The following is a 22204-nucleotide window of genomic DNA, read 5'->3' as shown; positions in this document are numbered from 1 at the left end:
GGACTATAATATGGGCAACCATGCCCGAGGAGAACGATTATGGCCCACCCCGAAGCCGGCACCCAGGCTACCGAAGCACAGTTGATCGACCTGACCGATCTGATCGCCCGATACTACGAGCTCAAACCCGACCCGTCCGAACCGACGCAGCGGGTCGCATTCGGGACCTCCGGTCACCGGGGCAACTCCCTCAAGGCCAGTTTCAACGAAGAGCACATCCTCGCCATCACCCAGGCCGTCTGCGAATACCGTAAAAGCGCCGGCATTACCGGGCCGCTCTTTATCGGCCGCGACACCCACGCTCTCTCCGACCCGGCCCAGATGACGGCCATCCGCGTCTGCGCCGCCAACGAAGTGCAGACGCGCATCGCCGGGGAGGACATCTTTACCCCGACGCCGGTGCTCTCCTTCACCATTCTCGAATACAACAAGACCCACGCCGACAAGGCCGACGGCATCGTCATCACCCCGTCGCACAACCCGCCCACCGACGGCGGCTTCAAGTACAACACGTCAAACGGCGGCCCCGCGGACACCGATGTCACCGCCGTGATCGAGAAACGGGCCAACGAGATCCTCACACACCGCCTCGAAGCGGTGCACGCCCTCAACCTCGAGACGGCGATGGCCAGTGAATACGTACAGACCTATGACTTCATCACCCCCTACGTCGAAGCCCTGCCGCAGATCGTCGACATCGAGGCCATCAAAGCGGCAAAACTGCGCATCGGCGTCGACCCGATGGGCGGGACGGCCCTGCCGGTCTACCGCAAGATCAACAAGCTCCTCGGCCTGAACCTTCTCCTGGTCAACGAGAAGGTCGACCCCCGTTTTTCCTTCATGACCCTGGACCACGACGGCAAAATCCGCATGGACTGCTCGTCGCCCTATGCCATGGCTTCCATGATCAAACTGCGCGACAAGTACGACATCGCCTTCGGCAACGACGCCGACGCCGACCGCCACGGCATCGTCACGCCCCACAGCGGGCTCATGAACCCCAACCACTACCTCAGCGTTGCCATCTGGTATCTCTTCACCCACCGCCGGAAAAAAGGCGTGCTCTCTTTTATCCCCTTCGTCGAAGGCAAAGCGTGGAAAGACACTAACATGGGCATCGGCAAAACGGCCGTCTCAAGCTCGATGATCGACCGCATTGCGGGCAGCCTCGGCGCAAAACTCTATGAGGTCCCCGTCGGCTTTAAATGGTTCGTCGGCGGCCTCTACGGCGGCGACCTCGCCTTTGGCGGCGAAGAGAGTGCGGGGGCGAGCTTCCTTCGGATGGATTCGACCCCGTGGAGCACGGACAAGGACGGCATCATCATGAACCTCCTGGCCGCCGAGATCCGCGCCGTCACCGGCAAGGACCCGGGCGCCATCTACGAAGGTTTCGAAGCGGAGTTCGGGCAATCCTTCTACGCCCGCATCGACGCCGTTGCGGACCCGGAACAGAAAGCGAAACTCAAAGCAATCAGACCCGAGGACATCACCGCCGAGACCCTCGCCGGCGAGCCGATCGTGCAGCGCTTCAGCAACGCCCCCGGCAACGACGCACCCCTGGGCGGGCTGAAGCTCGTCACCGAAAACGGCTGGGCCGCCATGCGCCCGTCGGGCACGGAGGACATCTACAAGATCTACGCCGAAAGCTTCATCTCCGAAACCCATCTCAAAAGGATCCAGGAGGAGGCCCAGGCGATCCTCTCGGATTTCTTCGCCCGATAGATGCCGCGCTACGACCTTCTGAAAGCTATCGCCCAGGAGGCGGGCAGCCTCTTTCTGGAGGGCTACCACGCCCCCAAAGAGGTGCGCTACAAAAGCGACATCGACCTCGTCACCCAGTACGACGTCGCCGTCGAAGAGCTGCTCAAAGCCAGGCTCGCCGAGGCCTTCCCCGACCACACCCTCGTCGGCGAGGAGAGCAGCGCAACGATCACCTACCCCGAAAAGGCGATCTACATCGACCCCATCGACGGTACGACGAACTTCGTGCACGGCATCCCCTTCTGCGCCATCTCCATCGGCATCTGGGAAGATCAGCAGCCCGTCGCCGGCTGTGTCTACAATCCCGTCCTTGAGGAGCTCTTCTATGCCGAAAAGGGCAAGGGCGCCACGCTCAACGGTGAACCCATCCGCGTCGATGCCGAAGCCGACAGCCTGCCGCGGGCGCTGATCGCGACGGGCTTCCCCTACACCAAGATCGAGCAGGGCGGCGACTACGAGTGGGTGCTGCGCACTATGCGCAGCATGCTCCCCTTTACCCGCGACATCCGCCGCCTCGGCTCCGCGGCCCTGGACCTCTGCTACACGGCCAAAGGCACTTTCGCTGGCTTTTACGAGATCAACCTCAAACCGTGGGACGTCGCGGCGGGGATCCTGATCGTTCTTGAAGCCGGCGGGGCGGTGAGCCGCGAGGACGGGGAGCCCTATACCCTGGAACGGCGCATCATCGTCGCGACCAACGGGAAGATCCACGATGCCCTGGTAGCCAAACTGGGAGAGGCGTCCGCAACGTAGCCGCGTTTGCGCTACAATGACACTATACCAATCCAGGAGCCGGCTATGGACGGCATCAGCGTCAAGATCAACCCGCTGCACCTCGAAGACCTCCGCAACGAACATCACCCCTCCCTGTTCGACGTCAACCCCGACTACGACATGCTGATCGTACGCCTGCCGGTCATCGGCGAGGATGTTCAGATCGTCTCTACCGGCTTTATCCTGACCCCGACGGGAAGCTACCGGTTCGACAGGGAACGCAACGATCTCATTGCGCTCGAGAGCCGTTTTGAGGGGCCCCATCGCATCATCGACCCGCTGATCGACCGTTTGCTCAAGGGATTCAACGGCTACCTGGAGCGCGTCGCGGACATGGAGGAGCGGCTCTACACCGACAGGGCCGAAACCAATTTCATGACGCAGTGGCTGGGGCTGAAGCGGGACATCCTCCGGGTCGAGCGGGTCCTGGCGCGCACCACCACCGTTCTCGCGGAGGTGACGGAGCATTACGAACCCCTTGAGCGCTTCCCCGTCGACCACTACGCCGACCTGCAGGAGCACACCGACCGTCTCCTGCGCTCGGCGCTGCACCAGCTCTCCAAGCTCGACTACATCTACAACTTCCACAACGCCCGCACCAACGAGAAGATGAACCGGCTGATCTACCTGCTCACCGTCATCTCGGCGATCTTCCTGCCGCTCAACCTCGTCGTCGGCTTTTTCGGGATGAATACGGGCGGGCTCCCCTTCGCCCAGAGCCCGGCGGGAACGGCCAATGCCGTCATGCTGATGGTGCTGCTGCTCCTCCTCACCTCCGTCGGGCTGCTGCTGTGGCATCGGCGCCGGGTCACGCAACACCACTGACAGGAGCCTGCCGATGCGAACCCTTCTCCTCTTTTTCCTGCTGATCGGCGCCCTCCGGGCCGCCGACGTCAATACCACCCTTTATGAAAGCAGCGACAAACCCGCCCTCTACAAGGCGCTGCGCCAGCAGATCGATGCGGCACAGGCGGCGGGAACCCTGATGCCGGCCCAGGCCGACGCGGAACGCACCGAACTGGAGCGCCTGCGCCGCGCGGCGGCCCAGACCCCCGGAGAGGAAGAGGACCCGAGCACCCTGCTGTCGCAGACGTCCCCGACGCTGGAACAGGCGTATAAAGCCCTGGCCGCAGCGGCCACAGCTTCGGTCAGGCAGGAGAGCGCGGAACGCAAACTGCGCGACATTCAGTCCAAGCTCACCTTTTTGAAGCAGACGATCGAACAGCTCACCGCCGAGGAGAAGTTCCGGCTGCGCGCCTACCAGCTTCAGTTCGCCTACTACAAGGTCCAGCAACAGAACCTCGAGGCCAAACGCGACCGGCTCGGAGCGTACGGTACGGCCGTCGCGCAGACCCTCGCGCAACGCCTCAAAGCGATCCGCTGCACGGGTAAAGATCTGCGCTCGGAGATGCAAACGGCCGAAACCGAAATCGAAAAGAGCCAGCAGCGCAGGCTTGCCGCCGAAATCGCCCTGGAAGGGGCCGAACTGGAGGAGAGTGCGCGCAGCGAACGCCTCGCAGCGGACCTGAAAAAGGCCAATGCCGATTACAGCGGGCAGCTCCAGACCAAACTGGCATCGGCCGCGAAACTGGCGCTGTGCATGCTCATTACGAAAGAGAACGACGCCTTTTTCGCCCTGCTTGATACCATGGAGGCGGACGCGGGGCGCCTCACCGGGGACGCGCGCAGCCGCTTCCGCGCCCAGAACGCGCAGCTGCGCAGCCTCGCCAAAGCGCACTTCGGAGTGACGGCCCTCGTCGTCGGCGATACCCTCCACGAAACGAAAGCGCTGCTCAAACGCGCCGGCGATACCCTGACCGCCCCGCTCTTCATCTTTAACGAACGTCCCATCAGCATCCTCAGTCTCCTCAAGGCGCTGGCGATCCTGGTCGCGGGCTTCTTCCTCGGTGCCTTCTACAAACGCTGGATCACGCGCCTGGCACGGCGCTGGCCGGACATGAGCCAGATGTCGATGCGCCTGGCGTCGAATATCGGCTACTACCTCATCGTCTTCGTCGCCGTCATCATCGCCATGGGAAGCCTCGGCATCGACATGACCTCCATCTCCCTCATCGCCGGGGCCCTCTCCATCGGGGTCGGTTTCGGGCTGCAGACGGTCGTCTCCAACTTTATCGCGGGGATCATCCTGATGTTCGAGCGCACCATCCGCATCGGGGACACCATCGAGATCAGCGACGTCCTGCGCGGGCGCGTCACCGACATGCGCATCCGCTCCACGACGGTCAAAACCTTCGACAACATCGACATCGTCGTGCCCAACTCCTCTTTCATCCAGAACAACGTCATCAACTGGACCCTCGAGGACGCAACCCGGCGTATCCACATCCCCTTCGGCGTTGCCTATGGTACCGAGGTCGATACGGTGAAAAAGGCGGTGCTCGAAGAGCTGAAAGAGAGCAGCCTCTCCTATCTCCGGCATGACCCGGAAAAACAGCCCGAAGTGTGGATGGTCAACATGAACAGCAGCAGCGTCGATTTCGAGCTGATCGTCTGGGTGGAGTGGGCCAACCGAAACCGCCCCAGCGCCCTGCGTTCGGACTTCCTTATCCTTATCTACAACGCCCTGAACAAACACGGCATCCAGATCCCCTTCCCGCAGCTCGACCTCTACGTCAAACAGCTGCCCAAGGACGGTCTGTAGCGCGTTAGCGGCGCAGCGTCGCGATCAGGCGCTTCTCGTTCAGCAGCAGCCCCAGGGCCTCGCCGATCTGCTTGCAGACGATGTCGCTTGCCATCAGGGTCGCCGTCGCGCACCCCTCGTCCCCGACCAGGGCGATACCGAGCCCCGCCGCTTTGAGCATCTGCGCGTCGTTGCCGCCGTTGCCGACCGCCGCGCAATGCGGGGCGCCGAGCTCCCAGATGTAAGCCGCTTTCTCCCCCGTATGGTCGCTGCTTTGCAGCACCTTGACGGTGACGTCAAACGCCGCCAGCGCCTTGGCCACGGTCCCGAAGGTATCGGAGGTGATGACATGCACGTCGTAACGCGCGCAAAGCGCACCCAGCAGTGCGGCCGCCTCCGGTGTCAGCGCCCCGTCCAGGGCGAGCGTCCCGTTATAATCGAGCACGACGTGGCGCAACCGCAATGTCGCGTAGTGGGGGATGTCAATGACGGTTTCATTCGGCATAAGCGTTCCTTTTGCAGCATCATACCATGGCGCCTCTAAAGTGCGTTCTTATCGAAAGAGGACTATGATTCGGAAAAAGCGAAAAGGCCACGCATGGATGACATCCGACTGACCCAATACAGCCACGGTGCCGGCTGCGGCTGTAAGATCTCCCCAAAACAGCTTGACAATATCCTCCAGAGCGCCCGCGAAAACATCAGCTACCCCGCCCTGCTGGTGGGCAACGCCAGCAACGACGACGCGGCGGCCTTTGACCTGGGCAACGGCACTTCCGTCCTCTCCACGACGGACTTCTTCATGCCCATTGTCGACGACCCCTTCACCTTCGGGCGCATCGCGGCCACCAACGCCATCAGCGACATCTACGCCATGGGCGGCAAGCCGCTGATGGCCATCTCCATCTTCGGCTGGCCCATCGCCAAACTGTCCGACGAGGTCGCCCGCGAGGTGATCGAAGGGGGACGTTCCGTCTGTGAAGCGGCGGGCATCCCGCTGGCGGGCGGCCACAGTATCGACTCCCCCGAACCCATCTTCGGCCTGGCCGTCACCGGTATTGTCGACAATAAACATCTCAAGCGTAACAACGGCGCCGAAGCGGGCTGCGAGCTCTTTTTGACCAAGCCGATCGGTATCGGGATCCTCACGACGGCGCAGAAGCAGGGCAAAATCGCCGAAGGGGATATCGACCCGGCCGTCGAGGCGATGACGACGCTCAACGCCATCGGGGCGGCGATCGCCCACATGGAGGGGGTCACCGCCGTCACCGACGTCACCGGCTTCGGGCTTCTGGGCCACCTTGCCGAAATGGTTGAAGGCAGCGGCATCGGTGCCGTCGTCCGGTTTGACGACGTCCCCCTGCTGCCGAAAGTCAAGGAGTACCTCGCCATGGAGTGCGTTCCTGGCGGCACCCGCCGCAACTTCCAGAGCTACGGCCACAAGGTCGGCCCGATGACCCCGGAGCAGCAAGATATCCTCTGCGACGCCCAGACCTCAGGCGGGTTGCTCTGCGCCGTGCGCAAAGAGGCCGTCGCCGACTTCCTCGCCCTCGCCGAAGCAGAGGGGCTGCACCTCAAAAGCATCGGCCAAACCGTTGAACGCGGAGCCCACCTGATCGATGTCGTTTGATATCATCTTATTGAAAACGCCAAAGGAGCAAAGCCCCTCTGCCTACGCTAACGCTATGTTTGCTTCGGCAGCAGGCCCACACACCTTTGGTGCTTTTACCATTTCCCACAAAAAGATAATTTAATGTCTCAGGAAATTAATATCGGTACAGTCGACGAGATCGAGGCGATAAAACGCAAGAACCTCCCGCTCACCGATGCCTTCCGCAGCATCGTACTTGAAGGGCGCCCCCTCATCGACGTGCGTGCCCCCGTCGAGTTCGAAAAGGGCGCTTTCCCCGGTGCCGTGAATCTGCCGCTGATGACCGACGAGGAGCGCCGTCTCATCGGGATCCGCTATAAAGAGGCCGGCAACGCCGAAGCCGTGGCCCTCGGCAAACAGCTCGTCGGTCCCCACAAACAGGAGCGGGTCCGGGCCTGGGCCGACTTTATAGGCGCCCATCCCGACGCCTGGCTCTACTGCTTCCGGGGCGGCCAGCGCTCCCAGATTGCCCAGGCGTGGCTGGAGGAAGCCGGGGTCAGCCTGCCCCGCCTCAAGGGAGGGTACAAGGCGTTCCGCCACTTCCTGATGGAGGAGAGCGAACGCATCAGCGGCGAAGCCGACACCCTCATTATCAGCGGGCGCACCGGTACGGGAAAGACCCTGCTGATCCACCAACTGGCAAACGCCGTCGACCTCGAAGCGCTCGCCAACCACCGCGGCTCCTCTTTCGGGCGGCACATCACGCCGCAGCCCTCCCAGATCGATTTCGAGGACCGCCTCGCTTATGCCCTGATCCGCCACGAGGCGGCGCAGCACCGCCACCTCGTCATCGAGCACGAAAGCCACAACGTCGGGCGGGTCTACATCCCAAAGCCAGTCTACGACAACTTCCTCGAAGGGGGGCTCATTATCCTCACCGCCACGATGGAAGAGCGGGTGGACATCACTTTCGACGAGTACGTCGCCCACGCGCTGGAGGAGTACCGGATCATGTTCCCCGAGCAGCCTGAACGGCACTGGTTCGATGACGCCAACGCGGGAATTGACCGCATCAGAAGGCGCCTCGGCGATGAACGCTTCCGGCAGATCAAACAGCTCTTCGCCGGCGCCTTCGCCGAGCAGCTCCGCAGCGGGGAGACCGAGCAGCACAAACCGTGGATCAGGATGCTGCTGCGCGACTACTACGACCCCATGTATGACTACCAGATCGCCAAAAGCCCCATCCCCGTCCTCTTCCGCGGCAATGCCGGCGAGGTGATCGACTATGTCCGCAGCCGTGAAGATCGACGCTGACATCAAGCGCTTTGGCAAACGCCTCCAGGACGCCGTCGTCGTTGCGGACGCCGCCAACTTCTACGCCGCCAAACGCACCAACACCCAGCGCCACAACCTGCAGTGCTACATGCAGCAGATGCGCGCGCTGCAGCCCACCCTGCTGCTCGTCGGCGAAGCCCCCGGCTACAACGGCTGCCGCCTGACCGGCATCCCCTTCAGCTCCGAAGCCCTCGTCGCCGAAGGCATGCTGGAGGGAAGCCTCTTTACGGCACAACACGGTTACCGGGTCGCCAGGCCCCCCTACACCCGCGAACAGAGTGCGGGCATCGTCTGGGAAGTACTGCAGAAGCACCGCACCGCCGCGCTCTGCTGGAACGCTTTCTGTTTCCACCCCCACGGCCGGGGCGATCCCGACTCCAACCGCAAACCGACAAGCAAGGAGATCGACTACGCGGCCCCCTTCCTGCGCCGCCTCCTTGCCCTTTTCCCCTCCGTGACCACCGTCGTCGCCGTCGGCAACAGCGCGGAAGAGGCCCTCAAACGGCTGCAGATCTCCCATACCAAAGTCCGCCATCCCGCCCGGGGCGGCAAACCCGCTTTCACTGCGGGGATGGAAGCACTACTGGCATGCCGCTGACACCGGCACCGTTTTACATCGGTATCGACCTCGCCTGGGCGGAGGGCAATCCCAGCGGCGTCGCTGTCCTCGATGGGGAGGCGCGGCTCGTCGCTTACAATTATGCGGAGACGGTCGAAGCGATCCTCGACGTCGTCCGCGCCTATCCGGGCTGCCGCGTCGGCGTCGACGCCCCGATGATCATCCCAAACGCTACGGGCCACCGCCCCAACGAGCTGCAATTCCTCAAAACCTTTGCCCGCTACGGCCTCGGGGTTCACGCCGTCAACACGCAGCTGTTTGAAAAACGTTTTAAACGTTATGCGGGGTTTGCCCTCTACGAAGGGCTCGAAGCCGAGGGGATCGGTTTTGAAGAGGGCACCCTTTTCGAAGTCTACCCCCACGCCACCATCCTCGCTCTCTTCAACGGAGGCAAGGTCCTGCGCTACAAAGCGTCCGCCCCGAGGGAGACGCGCCTGAGAGCCATGGCGAAGCTGCAAACGGCCCTGTTTGAAGTCCTAACGCTCCCAAACAGCCTTAAAACGCCTCTGGGGACGCTCAGGGGCAAAGCACTCAAGGCCGAAGAGGATTTTCTCGACAGCCTCGTCTGCGCCTACACGCTCTGTTACGCTGCCGAGAAAAGATGTCTGACGTTCGGGGATGCGGCGTGCGGCGTCCTGCTGACGCCGCCGGGGCTCACTCCGTCGTAAAGAGGGTCCCCGACGTCTGTTCTCCGTCGAGCAGATAATTGCGGGCGGCGGTGAGGTCGAAGCCGTTGCACAAAAACATATCGATGCCGCGCCGCATCACGAAATCGGCGGCTTTCAGTTTGGTGACGATCCCGCCCGTGGCGAAGAAACTGCTGGGGGTCGCTTCATCCAGCAGTTCTCCGGGGGTGAGGATCGTTACCTTTTTGCGCAGCTGCGCATCCGCGTGCTCTTTGGGGTTCTTGTCGAAGTACCCCTCGATATCGCTGAGGATGATCAGCTGCTCCGCCCCGATCGCAAAGGCGACGTTGGCGGAGAGCTGGTCGTTGTCGCCGAAAAGCTGATCGGGCGTGGAGGTGATGTCATTCTCGTTGACGATGGGCAGAATATCGTTCTGAAGATGCGCATCAATGATCTCCTGGAACATCTTCGTGCGTTTGCGGGAGTCGAAATCATCCTCAGTCAGAAGGATCTGGGCGGTGTCGATGTCGTAGATGTCGAACTTCTTTTTGTAGCTGGTCATCAAAATCGGCTGCCCCGCCGCCGCCAGCGCCTTCTTGCCGATCTGTTTGCGCTTGTCGAGTTTGAGCGCCGAGTAGCCCGCCGCGACGGCGCCGGAACTGACCAAAACAACATCATATTTTTTCTTCAATTCGGCCACCATGGAGACAAGGTTGAGCATCCGCTCCTTGGCGATATTATTGTTTTCGGTCAGGACGGCGGTCCCGACCTTGATCACTAAACGTTTCATTCATCTCTTTCGCTCTGTTTTGCCATTTAGAATGATGGCAGTAAGTCTCCAAAGTACCAGAAAATCGAAAAAATTGCAAAGTCAGCTCTGCAGCAGCACCAAAAACTGCGCCCCGTAGCGCTCGAATTTCACCTCGCCGACGCCGCCCACCTCAAGCATCTGCGCCTTGCTCTGCGGCCGCGATGCCGCCATCTCCTTGAGGGTTTTGTCCCCGAAAACGACATAGGGCGGCACCCCGTGCTCCTGGGCGATCTCGAACCGCAGTGCCCGCAGTGCCTCGAAAAGCTCCGTGTCATAGTCGAAACTCTCCGGCGCGGCCTTTTTCACGGTTTTGGCCCGGACGTTGAGACGGTCGGCACGGATAAGGACCGGCACCTCGCCTTTGAGCACGGCCAGACCCTCCTGGGTGAGAAAGAGACCATGGTGCTCGTTCAGGTCCACCGCCCCTATCTCGAGCATCCGGTCGATGAGCACGAGCCACTGCTTCTTGTTCAGTGCCTCGCCGACCCCGTAAACGGAGAGTTCGTCATGCCCGTTGGCGAGTACCTTCTGCTCCCGCGAGCCGCGCAGGACGTCAACCAGGTAGCTCTTGCCGAACCGCTGCCCCGTCCGGTAGACAGCCGAGAGAAGCATCTGCGCCTCGGTCGTGATGTCGCGCCGGTCGTACTCTGGCTCCAGGCAGTTGTCGCAGTGCGTCCCGCAGGGCTCGATGCGGTCGCCGAAGTATTCGGCGAGCTGCTGGTGACGGCAGGTCTCCGCCGAAGCGTAGCGGTGCACCGCGCCGAGCTTCTGCATCAGGTGCGCCTTGTACTGCTCGTCCTCGTTCATCTCGACGAACCGCTTCTGCTGGATAAGGTCCTGGGCCCCGAAAAGCATGACGACGTCGGCATGGTCGCCGTCGCGCCCCGCCCGCCCGATCTCCTGGTAGTAGTTCTCGACGGTCTTGGGCAGGCTCATGTGAAAAACGTAGCGGATGTTGCTCTTGTCAATGCCCATCCCGAAGGCGATCGTCGCGACGATGATCCGGACTTGGTCGTGCACGAAGTCGTGAAAAACAGCGTTGCGCTGCTCCGTCGGCATCCCGGCATGATAGGCCGCCGCCGCATATCCTTTCTGCTGGAGAAAGTGCGCGACGGCCTCGACGCTCTTGCGGGAGAAGGCGTAGACGATGCCGCTCTCTTCTTTGTGGTCGTCGAGAAAGTCCCGGAGCTGGTCGTACCCGTCTTTGATGCGGTGGCGCACGGTGATCTGGAGGTTGTCGCGGTAGATCTGTCCCTGCAGGACTTTAGGGTCGTTCAGGCGCAGCAGGCGCAGGATGTCCTCGCGCACATGCGACGTGGCCGTCGCGGTGAACGCGGCGATAGCGATCCCGGGGAAAAAGTCCCGTAGCTGCGACAGGGCGCGGTAGTCGGCCCGGAACTCGTGCCCCCACTCGCTGATACAGTGCGCCTCGTCGATGACAAAGTAGTTGAGCCTAATCGAGGAAAGGATGTTCCGCATCCCCTCCGTATTGAGGCGTTCGGGGGAGAGGTAGAGAAAATCGATCTCCCCGGCGTAGAGGCGGCGCACGATCTCGCTGCTCTCCTCCGCCGTCTGCATCGAGGAGAGCATCTCCGCGCGCATCCCCTGGGCTTTCAGGCTCTGGACCTGGTCGTGCATGAGCGCAAGCAGCGGGGAGATGACGACGGTCGTCCCCTCCATCAGCAGCGCCGGCAGCTGGTAGGAGAGCGACTTCCCGCCGCCGGTAGGCAGGATCATCAGCAGGTCGCGGCCGGCGAGAATGGCATCAACGGCCTCCTCCTGCAGCGGGCGAAAGGCGTTGTGACCGAAACGGTCTTTGAGTACGGAATATTTATCGGTAGCGTGATCGGTCATGGCAAAACTTTTTCACATCATAGCCAAATCGCGACGGCAACGTAAAAAAAGCGGCAGCGGTGTCATCCGCACAAGGCGGACGGGACCTTACATGTCGTGGGTAGAAGCGTATTCGGGGGTACAGAAGATACCGCAGTGGCACTTGCCCTCTTCGGGAACTTCGTGCTCAATGGCGGGTTTGCAGGGGCAGATGCGGTCATCGGCGCTTTTGTGTTTGCCGTTCTCGTCTTCGAGGACCATGAAGCAGGGGCAGAAACGCTTTCCGTACAGTATCTTGTGACGGGCCAGTCCCATCAAGACCCCCTCGTTGACGTCATGATTCGGGTTGTAGACCCATCCGAACTGGGCGTTGACTTTGTCGGTGAATTTTTTCGTTTTTTCGAGTTCGGCGAGGAACTCCGGTGAACTCATATCGACCATCTGCATCATCGATTCCTTGTTATTTCGGGGTTCTACGCCCCTTTTTTCGTTGCCACAAGTATAGGGGGACGCTACTTAAAGGCAAGAAACCCTTTTCCCAAATCGTGAATCCGTAAGGTTGATGTGTCACCGTACGAAATACATCATCGGCGCCGAAAGCCCTGACAGCCCTGCCAGGCAAGCCCTCCGCAAAGCAGAAATTTTGCTTAACATTAGAAGCCACAGACGGGGCGGAGCGGAACGGATTGTGCACACCCCCGAAGCAAAAGATGATGCCAACATAAAGCTTTCAATGCAGAAACTGTTTAAGCGTTTGGGTTGATCCTAAAAGGAATATACTTCGCACATGAAACCGGAACTCATTATCGTAGGGGCGGGCCTGAACGGTCTGCTGTTGGCCTACCTGCTGCAAGAGCGCTACCGCATCACCCTGCTCGAAGGGCGGCCGCGCATCGGCGGCAGGATCCTTACGGTAGAGGAGGCGGGGGAGCGCTTCGACCTCGGCCCTACCTGGATCTGGCCCCACCAGCACCACATACGGCACCTCATCGATGCCCTGGGCCTCACCCTGTTCCGCCACTACGACCAGGGCGCCTTCGCCTATGACGCGCCCGAAGGCGTGCAGTACTTCCGCACCGGGCAAAATGCCCCCTCCTACAGGATCGAAGGGGGGGCGGGCATGCTGACATCCTCCCTGGCCGAACGCTTAGGCGACGTCGACATCAGGCTGGAAACCCCCGTGCGTACGATCCACTCCGACAGCGAGGGTGTCACCGTGCAGACCGACGGCGAAACGCTGCGGGCCTCGCACTGCATCATCACCCTCCCGCCACGCCTCTGTGCCGACACCATCGCTTTTGAACCGCCGCTGGCGGCGCCGATGCGTGAAAAGATGCTCGCCATCCCGACCTGGATGGGCTTTTCGTCCAAGTGCATCGTCACCTATGCCGAACCGTTCTGGCGCGAGCGGGGGCTCAGCGGGTTCGCCACCAGCCACCGCGGCCCCCTCTCCGAAGTGCACGACGCTTCGACCCGGAACAAAGGGGCGCTTTTCGGCTTTTACCACACCCGTTCCGCCGACGACTCCCAGCCTGAACGCGTGATCGAACAGCTTGAGCGCCTTTTCGGAGCGCAGGCCCGCGACTACGAACTCTTCCGCTACCACAACTGGCGCAGCGACCCCTATACCTCCGTCCCCGCCGACCGCGAACCCCTCGACGCCCACCCCCGCTACGGGATGGAAACGGAGGCTTCGGAACGCATCCGCTTCTGCGGGACGGAAACCTCCGCCGAGGAGGGCGGCTACCTCGAAGGCGCCGTCATCGCCGCAATGCGGCTGGCAAAAACGTTGATGGAAGCTTGACCGCACGGCTCGGCCGGATGCCGCAGCACGCTGCCATCCTGTGATCGGTATCACATATGTTACACCACTGAAACCTATCTGTAAAAATCCTTGTTTTTTTAAAAAAATTTATTTTTTAAACCCCATTTCAATTAACACTGTTTTCATACAAAAACGTCCCTCTTTTATAGAAATAGGCAAATTTTTGACAGAATTGCCCATTCATTTTACGCAGGCAATAGATTATTATGCAACCAAAAAATTGTGATAGATAGTCGCACTCTTTTTTTGAATTTTTAAAAAGCTTTCTAGGAGAACAAATGAACAAATCAACACGACTGGCGCTTGCTGCCGTGACAGCACTCGGGGCAACGTCCGCATTCGCGACCAACGGAGACCACCTTATCGGTCTCGGAGCCAAAGCGCGCGGCATGGGCGGTATCGGCATCGGGCTGAGCCACGGGGCGGAATCGGCCCTGGCCAACCCCGCAATGATTACCGAAGTCCCCGCCACGGAGATCTCATTCGGCGGCACGATCTTCATGCCGGATGTCAAATACGACGGCGGTGCGGGCTACCAGCAGAGCGATGCCGACCTGAATGTCATTCCGGAAGTATCGATTGCGGCCAAGATCAATGACAACCTTTACCTCGGCGTCGGGATGTGGGGCACCGGGGGCATGGGAACCGATTACCGCGAAGACACCTCAGGGACCACGATGCAGATGGTGACGAACCTGCAGCTGATGCAGTTCGGCGTCCCGGTAGCGTATACCTCCCACGGCTTCAGCATCGGCGCGACGGCGATCATCCAGTACGGCGCACTCGATATCAACTATAACAACGGGAGCACCGTCGGCTCGGGCATCGCACAGGATATCGCTTTTGGGTACACCCTGGGGGCTTCTTACGACCTGGGCGAAGCCGGCATCACGGGCGCCAAGGTGGGCCTCGTCTATAAATCCGCCATCACGATGGACTACAAAGACCAGCTGACGAATGCAACGGCCCCGTTTGCCACTGCGGGCGTTACCGGCATCTCCTCGGAGCTGGAGCAGCCGGTCGAATACGGTGCGGGGCTCTCCTACACTCTAGGCAGCCATACCGCCGCGTTCGACTATAAGCGTATCGCCTGGAGCGACGCCAAAGGGTACAAAGATTTCGGCTGGAGCGATCAAGACGTCTTTATGATCGGCTATGAGTTTACGTCCGAACTGGGACAGCTCAGAGCGGGATACAACTACGCCAAAAGCCCGATCAAAGAGCTCGACTGGATGAGCAACGGCGGCGCGGCACTGAATATGTTCAACCTGCTCGGGTTCCCGGCCACCGTGGAACAGCACTTCACTGTAGGGGGAACCTATCACCTCAACGAAACGCTCGCGTGCGACCTCGCCATCGCCTATGCGCCGGAAGTCGAAGAACGGTTTACCTCCGCCAACCTCTCCGGCCCATACGAAATCGGATCGAAACACAGCCAGTCCAGCGTCAGCATGCAGGTGACTTACGCCTTCTAAGGGCGCGCTCACCGCAACGTAGCGTTCTCAATAAAGGCGATCACTTTTTCGGCGGGCATCTCGCAGGGTTTGAGCAGCGGGGCGGCGGCTGTCTCGTAGTAGTTCAGGCTTACGAAGTCGTTGCCCCCGAGCTCTTCGGCGTAGAGTTTGATGAGCCTGCCGTCCAGGTGCGTCTCTTTGCGCATCAGGTAACGCTTCCCCTCGTAGAGTACCTCCTGCGCCCCGTCGGGAAAGGCACGCAGTTTTTCACGATAGGACATGGACCGTGTCTCCTTCATTGATCGCCCCGCCCCTCTCAATCACGGCACGGATACCGCCTATTCCCTTGAGACCCGCCATCATATCCTCGCCAAGCAGCCGCGAAAGGTAGCGGCAGGGCGGCGCGCTCCGCACCCACCGCAGCGTCACCTCCCCGATACGGAACCGCTGTCCCTTGAGTGCGGCAAGGTCGATCCCTTCCGTAACGATGTTGCGCCGGAAATCAGCGGCGGAGAGCGCCGTACCGAGCCTCCGGTTGCACTCGGCGATCGCCTCGGCGGCGATCAGCGTCACCTCGCGCACGCCTGGGTCGAACTGGGGCGCGTTGAAGCTGCCGCGGCCGAAATAGTAGCGGTCGCCGGCAAGCCCCCTGCCCGCAACGGCAGTAACGGAAGGTACGCTTTCGAGCGCCGTTTTTGCTTCGGGACCGATAATGAGGGAGACCACCCTGCCGCTTCGTTCATTCATGCCTGAAATCATACCAGGCCCGGGCAGGGTGGGGAAAGAGGGGTTAGGCGGAAAGATCCGGGCGTGCCGGGGTGCTGGCCATGTACTGTTTGAGCTTCGCAATGTGGGGGAAAAACTCGCGCTTGAGTGCATCGCTGTGCATCTTGATCTTGGAAAAATCCATGGCCTCGTCCACGTTGAACCGTATGGCATCTTCAGCGCCCTGCTCGACAATGCAGCTGATCGGCGAACTCGTACGCAGCCATTCACACAGGCGGTCTGCCAGCTCTTTTCCAATGACGGTTTCAACCTCTTTTGACGTGATGAACATCTGATAATTCCTTAATAATAAAATGCGTAAGTCTACTGCGCTACCGACTCTGCAGCGTCTCAGCCTTGTCACATTATTATTACAAAAATTCATGTTCTCTACCTATTAAATCTGCGCTATTTTTCATCACTACGCATAACATTTTCCAATGTGTTACTGCTGGATACATCTGTTCATTTGACAGAGTTTCTTTTGATAGAGTAATATTTCCTAAACTAATAAAGTAATTGAGATAAAGATATGGGTTGGGAAAAAATAAGATATCCATCGGATAAAGAAATCAAAGAATTCGAGAAAACATTTGAACAAGAAAATGGTTTTAAGTTCATCAGGAAACCAAGATATTTTGTAGATGAAAATCTTGGACAAGGTGTCACTGACCTGATACGCTATCTTGGTGGTAACGTTACTGACCCATGGGAACAGGGGATGCTTGGATACAAAGATGATCGTGTTTGGCGATTTGCAAGGGAAGAAAGACGAATCATCCTTTCCCATGACGATGACTTTATGGATGAAAGTAAATACCCTATCAGAGAATGCTATGGTTATATTCTTCTCCCTCACAAAGAAGGGGGCGAGTCTCCACTCACACAAAAAATCGTTCAAATGTATAATATTATTTCAAGTGGTGCAGGCTTTCTTTATAGAAAGAAATTGATTATTAGAGAAAATGGGCATTGGGAACTCCACTCAATATCAGAAACTGGCAAGATAATAAAGACCCTATATGATCTAAATGATAGGAACCATGTATATGAACTCAATTAGGGAACTAGCACCCTATACGAAGTAATCAATAAGCCACGAACCAAGTAGAGATTGCTTATTTTTAACGTAAACACTTTAAAGGGAAATGATGGATATTAGCGCCGGCGTACTCTGGGACATCTTCAAACATACCGGGTCATGGCTCATCAACCTGGGCCGTGCCGGTGAAGCGCGCAAACGGCAATCCGTCACTGCGCTGCGAAACGTCATCACCGCCGCGCGGGAGACTTCCGTCTATATCCGGCAGGTGCGCGACACCGGCAAACGCGACCACGCCGCGGAGAAGGATCTAACCCTTCTGTGGACGGAACTGGGATTCGCCCTGCACGACCTCGGCATCGAAAAGCTTGCCCGAAGGTGCCAGATCAAGGGCAAGGAGTGGTCTGACCCGGAGCAGTACAACCCGGTGTTCCTGGAAAAGGCCCATATCAGCCTGGAACGGATGGAGCGGATAGCCAAGGAGATCCTGCGCCAGATCGAGCAGTGAGCGCTACCGTTGCGCTTTCGCAATCGCCTCTTTGCACAGCGCCGTAATCTTCCCGAACGCCCCCGCACCCACGTCCGCTTTCGGCACGATCCAGCTGCCGCCGACGCACGAGACGTTCGGCAGGGCGAGAAAGTCGTTCATGTTAGTGAGGCTGACGCCGCCGGTGGGGCAGAAACGCATCTCCGGAAAAGGCCCGGCGAACCCCTTGAGCAATTCGACGCCCCCGACGGCGGTGGCGGGGAAGAGTTTGCAGCCCGTGATGCCGGCGTTGATCGCCATCATCACTTCGCTCGCCGTCGCGACGCCGGGGATGAAAGCGATCCCCTCCGTCGCGCTCGTTTCCAACAGCTCCGGGCTGATGCCGGGACTGAACGAGAACTGGCCGCCCGCCTCACGGACCCGTAGCAGGCCGTTAGCGTCAATAACGGTCCCGGCGCCGACATGCATCTGCGGCACCGCTTTGGCAATGGCCTCGATGGAGGCCAGGGCCGCGTCGCTGCGCAGGGTCACCTCCATAATGCCGACACCGCCCTCAAGCAGCGCTTCGGCCAACGGTACGGCGTCTTCCGCTTTTTCAAGCACGACGACCGGCACGACCGGCGAGATATTAAAAAGTTCCGCTGCTGTCATGCCCGCTCCTCTCCGACGGCGTCAAAGATCGTCGCCCCCTCTTCCGCGCTGCCGACGTTTTGGCGCATCAGGGCAAAAAGTTCGCGGCCCATGCCGTGACGATTGTGCAGAAGCGACGGCGACGCGGGTTCCCGCGCAGCCAGTTCCGCCGCATCGACCAGCAGCTCCAGCCGCTTTTCGTGCACGTCGAGCACCATGCGGTCCCCGTCGCGCACTTTGGCCAGCAGACCGCCGTGGGCCGCTTCGGGCGTCATGTGGATGGCAGAAGGCACTTTGCCCGACGCCCCCGACATCCGGCCGTCGGTGACAATGGCGACCTTGTACCCCTTATCCTGCAGCACGCCCAGCGGCGGCATCAAACCGTGCAGCTCAGGCATGCCGTTGGCCCCCGGCCCCTGGAAACGGACGACGGCGATAAAGTCGCGTTCGAGCTCCCCCGCCTTGAACGCGCTCTGCAGCGCCTCCTGGGAGTCGAAGACCCGCGCTTCGCCTTCGATGTGCATCAGCTCTGGTTTAAGTGCTGAGATCTTGATGACGCTGCGGCCGAGGTTCCCCTCCAGCAGGGCCAGCCCCCCTTCGTGGGAGAAGGGCTCCTCCACGGTCGAAACAACCTCGGGATTGAGTGACGCCTTGGGCGCGGGGTGGAAGGCGAGCGCACCCTCTTCCAGCGCCGGGCGCTCCGTATAGCGGCGCAGCCCCGTCCCCATCACGGTCTGGACATCCTCGTGCAGCAGCCCCGCGTCGAGGAGTTCGCGGATAACGAGCCCCATGCCGCCCGCGTCGCGGAAATGGTTGACGTCCGCCTGGCCGTTGGGGTACATCTTGCAAAGCAGAGGCGTCACGGCGGAGAGAGCGTCAAAGTCGTCCCAGGTCAGCACGATTCCCGCCGCCTTTGCCATGGCGATGAGGTGCAGGGTGTGGTTCGTCGACCCCCCTGTTGCCATCAGGCCGATGACGGCGTTGACAAAACTGCGCTCGTCGATCATCCGTCCGACGGGCAGGTAGGCCTCTCCCAGCTGGGTGAGCGCCGCCACCCGCTGCGCCGCCGCCGATGTCAGCGCGTCGCGCAGCGGCGTGTTCGTATTGACGAAGGCGCTGCCGGGGATGTGCAGCCCCATCACTTCCATCAGCATCTGGTTGGAGTTGGCCGTGCCGTAGAAGGTGCAGGTCCCGCTGCTGTGGTACGAAGCGGCCTCGGTCCGCAGCAGGGCGTCCTTGCCGACCTTGCCCTGGGCGTACTCCTGGCGCACAAGCGCCTTTTCGGCATTGCTGATCCCCGAGGGCATCGGTCCCGCGGGGACGAAGACGGCGGGCAGGTGTCCGAAGGTCAGCGCCCCGATGAGCAGCCCCGGTACGATCTTGTCGCAGACGCCGAGGTAAAGCGCGCCGTCGAAGACGTTATGCGACAGGGCGATGCCTGTCGCCATCGCGATGGTATCGCGGCTGAAAAGGGAGAGCTCCATCCCCGGCTGCGACTGGGTCACCCCGTCGCACATCGCCGGAACCCCGCCGGCCACCTGCGCCGTCGCGCCGATATCCATGAGCGCGCGCTTGATCAGCGGAGGGTAAGTGGCGTAGGGCTGGTGGGCGGAGAGCATGTCGTTGTAGGCGGTGACGATCCCGATATGCGGCGTCACCGTTCCCGCCAATTTGCTCTTTTCATCTTCGGACTCCGCGGCCATGGCGTGGGCAAGGTTGCTGCACCCAAGCACTTCGCGGTTGGCGCGGTGCGCATGGTGCGCCGCGTCGATCCGCTGCAGGTAGCGCTCACGGGTCGGGGTGGATCGCGTGCGGATCCGCTCGGTCACTTCAAGGATAACGGGATGCATGATGACCTCCTAGGCGTAAAAGACTTCCAGTGCGATGTCGGGGTGGTTCAGCACGGCACGAACAGGCATTATAGCCACATCATCACCGTCGAGGGCGGCTTCGTATACGGCCAGTTTCGCCCCGCCCTCGATGTGCAGGTAGCAGTGCGCGGCGGCGGCGATGGCATGCAGCGAGAGCGACATCCGCTCTTTCGGTTCCGTCGGGGCCTCGGCAGCCCCGCAGAGGGCGGCATCGTTCAGCAGACCCTCCAGCTCGGGACGGCCCGGAAAGAGCGAGGCGGTGTGGCCGTCGCTTCCCATGCCGAGCACCACGACGTCAAAGGGGAAAAAAGCCTTGTAAGCGGCCTCAACCCCGGCTACCGCCTCCGCCGCCGTTTCGCCCGGGCGGTACATGCCGACGAAGGTGGCCGCCTCCGCCCCGTTGGCGAGCAATTCGCTGCGGACCAGGTTTTCGTTGCTCGCCCCCGATTCCGGGTCGACCCAGCGTTCGTCCACGAGCCCCACCGTCACCAGGCTCCAGTCGACGTTCTCGGCGGCCAGCTGTACGAGGAAGGGACGGGGCGTATTGCCGCCCGAGAGCAGCAGCGAGGCGCTCCCTTTTTCCGCTATGGCCGCATCGAGGTCCCGCGCCACCTTGTAGGCAAGCGTCTTGTGCAGGGTCGGCAGCGAATCGTAGATGTGAAAAACGGTCTCAGTGCTCTTCATACCAGCTCCTGCCGTCACGCTCGATCATGGCGATGGCCGCCGTCGGTCCGTCGGTCCCGGCGGCATAGCTCTTGAGGCCGACCGCGCCCCCTTCCCACTCTTCGAGAATGGGGTCCGCCCATCGCCACGCCGCTTCGACCTCATCGCGCCGCATAAAGAGCGTCGCGTTGTTGCGGATGACGTCGAGCAGCAGCCGTTCGTACGCTTCCGGGGTGCGCGGCGCGTTTTCCGGGATGTTCAGGTCGAGCGCCATCTCCCGCAGGTGCATCTGCTCGGAGAGCCCCGGGATCTTCGTCATGATCTTGAGCTTGATGCTCTCCTCGGGCTGCAGCATGATCACCAGCCGGTTGGGGGAGATGCAGCGCCCCTTGTTCGCGAAGATCTGGTAGGGGACCTCTTTGAACTGCACGACGATCTCCGTGTAGCGCTTGCTCATCCGCTTGCCGGTCCGCAGGTAAAAAGGCACCCCCTGCCAGCGCCAGTTGTCCACCTCGGCCCGCACCGCCGCAAAGGTCTCGGTGGTCGAATCGGGGGAGACCCCCTCTTCGAGGTATCCGGGCACCTTCTCGGCGTTGATGATCCCCGCCGTGTAGCGGCCGCGGACCGTTTTTTCGCTCACGTCGCCGGAGGCGAAGGGGCGCAGCGAACGCAGCACCTTCACCTTCTCGTCGCGTATACTGTCGGCTTCAAGCGAACAGGGCGGCTCCATCGCCACAAGGCAGAGCAGCTGCATCAGGTGGTTCTGGATCATGTCCCGGAAGGCGCCGTAATCCTCGTAGTAGCTGTGACGCCCTTCCAGACCGACGCTCTCGGCCGCCGTGATCTGCACGTGGTCGATATCCTGTCCGTTCCACAAGGGCATGAACAGCATGTTTGAAAAGCGCAGGGCGAGAATGTTCTGAACGGTATCCTTCCCCAGGTAGTGGTCGATCCGGAAGATCGCCTGCTCTTCGAAATAGAGGGCCACCTCGTCATTGATCTCCTTCGAGGAGGCCAGGTCACGGCCGATCGGCTTCTCCAGGACCACGCGGCTGACCGGCGTGATGAGCCCCCAGTGGTTGAGCGCTTTGCAGATCGGACCGAAGAAGGTGGGCGCCGTCGAGAGGTAGTTGACGCGGTCGCGGTCGGGGTATTCGCCGAGCATCTGGGCGAGGGCACCGTAGCTCTCCTCCACGCCCAGGTCAACAGTAACGACCTCCAGCTGCCGGGCGAAGCTCTCCCAGTGCGCCTCTTCAAAACACCCCTCTTTGAGGAAAAGCTGCAGCTTCTCCTTGACCAGGGCGAGATGCTCCTCGCGCGACACCTCGTGGCGGCTCGTGGCGATGATGCGGCTCGTCGGCGCGACGTAGCCGTCGCTGCAGAGGTGGTAAAGGGCGGGAATGAGCTTGCGCAGGGAGAGATCCCCGTGCCCTCCGAAAATAACAATATCGCAAACGTTGGCGGTTTCACTCATAA

Annotated in this window: 23 protein-coding genes; 12 read left to right on the top strand and 11 right to left on the bottom strand. The window is 60.8% G+C overall.

Annotated elements, in window-relative coordinates:
- Positions 1-39 precede the first annotated feature (39 nt).
- The 4 genes from pgm to LOH54_RS00150 are packed head-to-tail and all read left to right on the top strand — an operon-like array spanning position 40 to position 5197.
- On the top strand, positions 40-1722 hold the full coding sequence (gene pgm, locus LOH54_RS00165; protein ID WP_231019561.1) for a phosphoglucomutase (alpha-D-glucose-1,6-bisphosphate-dependent): 1683 nt from the start codon (positions 40-42) through the stop codon (positions 1720-1722).
- Entirely contained in the window at positions 1723-2514 is a 792-nt protein-coding gene (locus LOH54_RS00160; protein ID WP_231019560.1) for an inositol monophosphatase family protein, read from the top strand.
- A 45-nt stretch (positions 2515-2559) separates the two neighbouring features.
- Positions 2560-3360 (top strand): magnesium transporter CorA family protein, encoded by an 801-nt coding sequence (locus LOH54_RS00155; RefSeq protein ID WP_231019559.1) that lies wholly within the window; start codon positions 2560-2562, stop codon positions 3358-3360.
- Positions 3361-3373: 13 nt separating this feature from the next.
- Entirely contained in the window at positions 3374-5197 is a 1824-nt protein-coding gene (locus LOH54_RS00150) for a mechanosensitive ion channel domain-containing protein (RefSeq protein ID WP_231019558.1), read from the top strand.
- 4 nt (positions 5198-5201) lie between these two features.
- Here LOH54_RS00150 and LOH54_RS00145 read toward each other — a convergent pair whose 3' ends face one another.
- Positions 5202-5681 carry an HAD family hydrolase gene (locus LOH54_RS00145; protein ID WP_231019557.1) on the bottom strand — a complete coding sequence of 160 codons (480 nt, stop codon included), beginning with the start codon at positions 5679-5681 and terminating at the stop codon, positions 5202-5204.
- Between the two features lie 93 nt (positions 5682-5774).
- Here LOH54_RS00145 and selD point away from each other — a divergent pair, with 93 nt between their 5' ends.
- The 4 genes from selD to LOH54_RS00125 all read left to right on the top strand — a co-directional run bounded on the left by selD (position 5775) and on the right by LOH54_RS00125 (position 9389).
- Positions 5775-6806 carry a selenide, water dikinase SelD gene (selD, locus tag LOH54_RS00140; protein ID WP_231019556.1) on the top strand — a complete coding sequence of 344 codons (1032 nt, stop codon included), beginning with the start codon at positions 5775-5777 and terminating at the stop codon, positions 6804-6806.
- A 123-nt stretch (positions 6807-6929) separates the two neighbouring features.
- The gene (gene mnmH / locus LOH54_RS00135) at positions 6930-8081 is read left to right on the top strand and encodes a tRNA 2-selenouridine(34) synthase MnmH (protein ID WP_231019555.1); all 1152 of its coding nucleotides are present in this window, start codon (positions 6930-6932) and stop codon (positions 8079-8081) included.
- Complete coding sequence (locus tag LOH54_RS00130) at positions 8053-8700, top strand: uracil-DNA glycosylase (RefSeq protein WP_231019554.1); 648 nt, start codon at positions 8053-8055, stop codon at positions 8698-8700. The genes mnmH and LOH54_RS00130 overlap by 29 nt, the downstream gene beginning before the upstream one ends.
- The gene (locus LOH54_RS00125; protein ID WP_231019552.1) at positions 8691-9389 is read left to right on the top strand and encodes a DUF429 domain-containing protein; all 699 of its coding nucleotides are present in this window, start codon (positions 8691-8693) and stop codon (positions 9387-9389) included. The genes LOH54_RS00130 and LOH54_RS00125 overlap by 10 nt, the downstream gene beginning before the upstream one ends.
- On the opposite strand, the gene proB is transcribed toward LOH54_RS00125, so the two are convergent.
- From proB to LOH54_RS00110, 3 genes are all read right to left on the bottom strand, one after another.
- Positions 9376-10137 carry a glutamate 5-kinase gene (gene proB / locus LOH54_RS00120; RefSeq protein WP_231019551.1) on the bottom strand — a complete coding sequence of 254 codons (762 nt, stop codon included), beginning with the start codon at positions 10135-10137 and terminating at the stop codon, positions 9376-9378. The genes LOH54_RS00125 and proB overlap by 14 nt on opposite strands.
- Before the next feature lie 81 nt (positions 10138-10218).
- Complete coding sequence (recQ, locus tag LOH54_RS00115) at positions 10219-12012, bottom strand: DNA helicase RecQ (protein ID WP_231019550.1); 1794 nt, start codon at positions 12010-12012, stop codon at positions 10219-10221.
- 87 nt (positions 12013-12099) lie between these two features.
- A complete protein-coding gene (locus LOH54_RS00110) occupies positions 12100-12438 on the bottom strand; it encodes a ferredoxin-thioredoxin reductase catalytic domain-containing protein (RefSeq protein ID WP_416768655.1) in 339 nt (112 codons plus the stop codon).
- A 340-nt stretch (positions 12439-12778) separates the two neighbouring features.
- Between LOH54_RS00110 and LOH54_RS00105 the strand changes: the two genes are divergently transcribed.
- The gene (locus LOH54_RS00105) at positions 12779-13795 is read left to right on the top strand and encodes a flavin monoamine oxidase family protein (protein WP_231019549.1); all 1017 of its coding nucleotides are present in this window, start codon (positions 12779-12781) and stop codon (positions 13793-13795) included.
- Between the two features lie 299 nt (positions 13796-14094).
- A complete protein-coding gene (locus LOH54_RS00100) occupies positions 14095-15291 on the top strand; it encodes an OmpP1/FadL family transporter (RefSeq protein ID WP_231019548.1) in 1197 nt (398 codons plus the stop codon).
- An 8-nt stretch (positions 15292-15299) separates the two neighbouring features.
- Here LOH54_RS00100 and LOH54_RS00095 read toward each other — a convergent pair whose 3' ends face one another.
- Genes LOH54_RS00095 through LOH54_RS00085 form a run of 3 tightly spaced genes read right to left on the bottom strand, consistent with a single transcriptional unit; the run spans position 15300 to position 16327 of the window.
- A complete protein-coding gene (locus LOH54_RS00095) occupies positions 15300-15551 on the bottom strand; it encodes a hypothetical protein (protein ID WP_231019547.1) in 252 nt (83 codons plus the stop codon).
- Entirely contained in the window at positions 15538-16017 is a 480-nt protein-coding gene (locus tag LOH54_RS00090; protein ID WP_231019546.1) for an MOSC domain-containing protein, read from the bottom strand. The genes LOH54_RS00095 and LOH54_RS00090 overlap by 14 nt, the downstream gene beginning before the upstream one ends.
- Before the next feature lie 43 nt (positions 16018-16060).
- Positions 16061-16327, bottom strand: a complete 267-nt coding sequence (locus tag LOH54_RS00085) for a hypothetical protein (RefSeq protein ID WP_231019545.1) — start codon at positions 16325-16327, stop codon at positions 16061-16063.
- A gap of 240 nt (positions 16328-16567) precedes the next feature.
- On the opposite strand from LOH54_RS00085, the gene LOH54_RS00080 reads away from it, so the two are divergent.
- Together LOH54_RS00080 and LOH54_RS00075 are read left to right on the top strand one after the other, a co-directional pair.
- The gene (locus LOH54_RS00080; RefSeq protein WP_231019544.1) at positions 16568-17098 is read left to right on the top strand and encodes a DUF5615 family PIN-like protein; all 531 of its coding nucleotides are present in this window, start codon (positions 16568-16570) and stop codon (positions 17096-17098) included.
- A gap of 88 nt (positions 17099-17186) precedes the next feature.
- Positions 17187-17585: a hypothetical protein gene (locus tag LOH54_RS00075; RefSeq protein WP_231019542.1), complete on the top strand. Its 399-nt coding sequence runs from the start codon at positions 17187-17189 to the stop codon at positions 17583-17585.
- A 3-nt stretch (positions 17586-17588) separates the two neighbouring features.
- Here the strand turns inward: LOH54_RS00075 and eda are convergent, their stop codons facing one another.
- Genes eda through zwf form a run of 4 tightly spaced genes read right to left on the bottom strand, consistent with a single transcriptional unit; the run spans position 17589 to position 22202 of the window.
- Entirely contained in the window at positions 17589-18215 is a 627-nt protein-coding gene (gene eda / locus LOH54_RS00070) for a bifunctional 4-hydroxy-2-oxoglutarate aldolase/2-dehydro-3-deoxy-phosphogluconate aldolase (RefSeq protein ID WP_231019541.1), read from the bottom strand.
- Positions 18212-20044 carry a phosphogluconate dehydratase gene (gene edd, locus LOH54_RS00065; protein WP_231019540.1) on the bottom strand — a complete coding sequence of 611 codons (1833 nt, stop codon included), beginning with the start codon at positions 20042-20044 and terminating at the stop codon, positions 18212-18214. The genes eda and edd overlap by 4 nt, the downstream gene beginning before the upstream one ends.
- A 9-nt stretch (positions 20045-20053) precedes the next feature.
- On the bottom strand, positions 20054-20749 hold the full coding sequence (pgl, locus tag LOH54_RS00060) for a 6-phosphogluconolactonase (RefSeq protein ID WP_231019539.1): 696 nt from the start codon (positions 20747-20749) through the stop codon (positions 20054-20056).
- Entirely contained in the window at positions 20736-22202 is a 1467-nt protein-coding gene (zwf, locus tag LOH54_RS00055; protein ID WP_231019538.1) for a glucose-6-phosphate dehydrogenase, read from the bottom strand. Before zwf ends, pgl begins: the two co-directional genes overlap by 14 nt.
- Between the last annotated feature and the right edge of the window lie 2 nt (positions 22203-22204).

Source organism: Sulfurimonas sp. HSL-3221 (assembly GCF_021044585.1).
In the GTDB taxonomy this organism is placed as follows: Bacteria; Campylobacterota; Campylobacteria; order Campylobacterales; family Sulfurimonadaceae; genus Thiomicrolovo; species Thiomicrolovo sulfuroxydans.
This window is presented reverse-complemented; position numbering and strand designations above follow the sequence as displayed.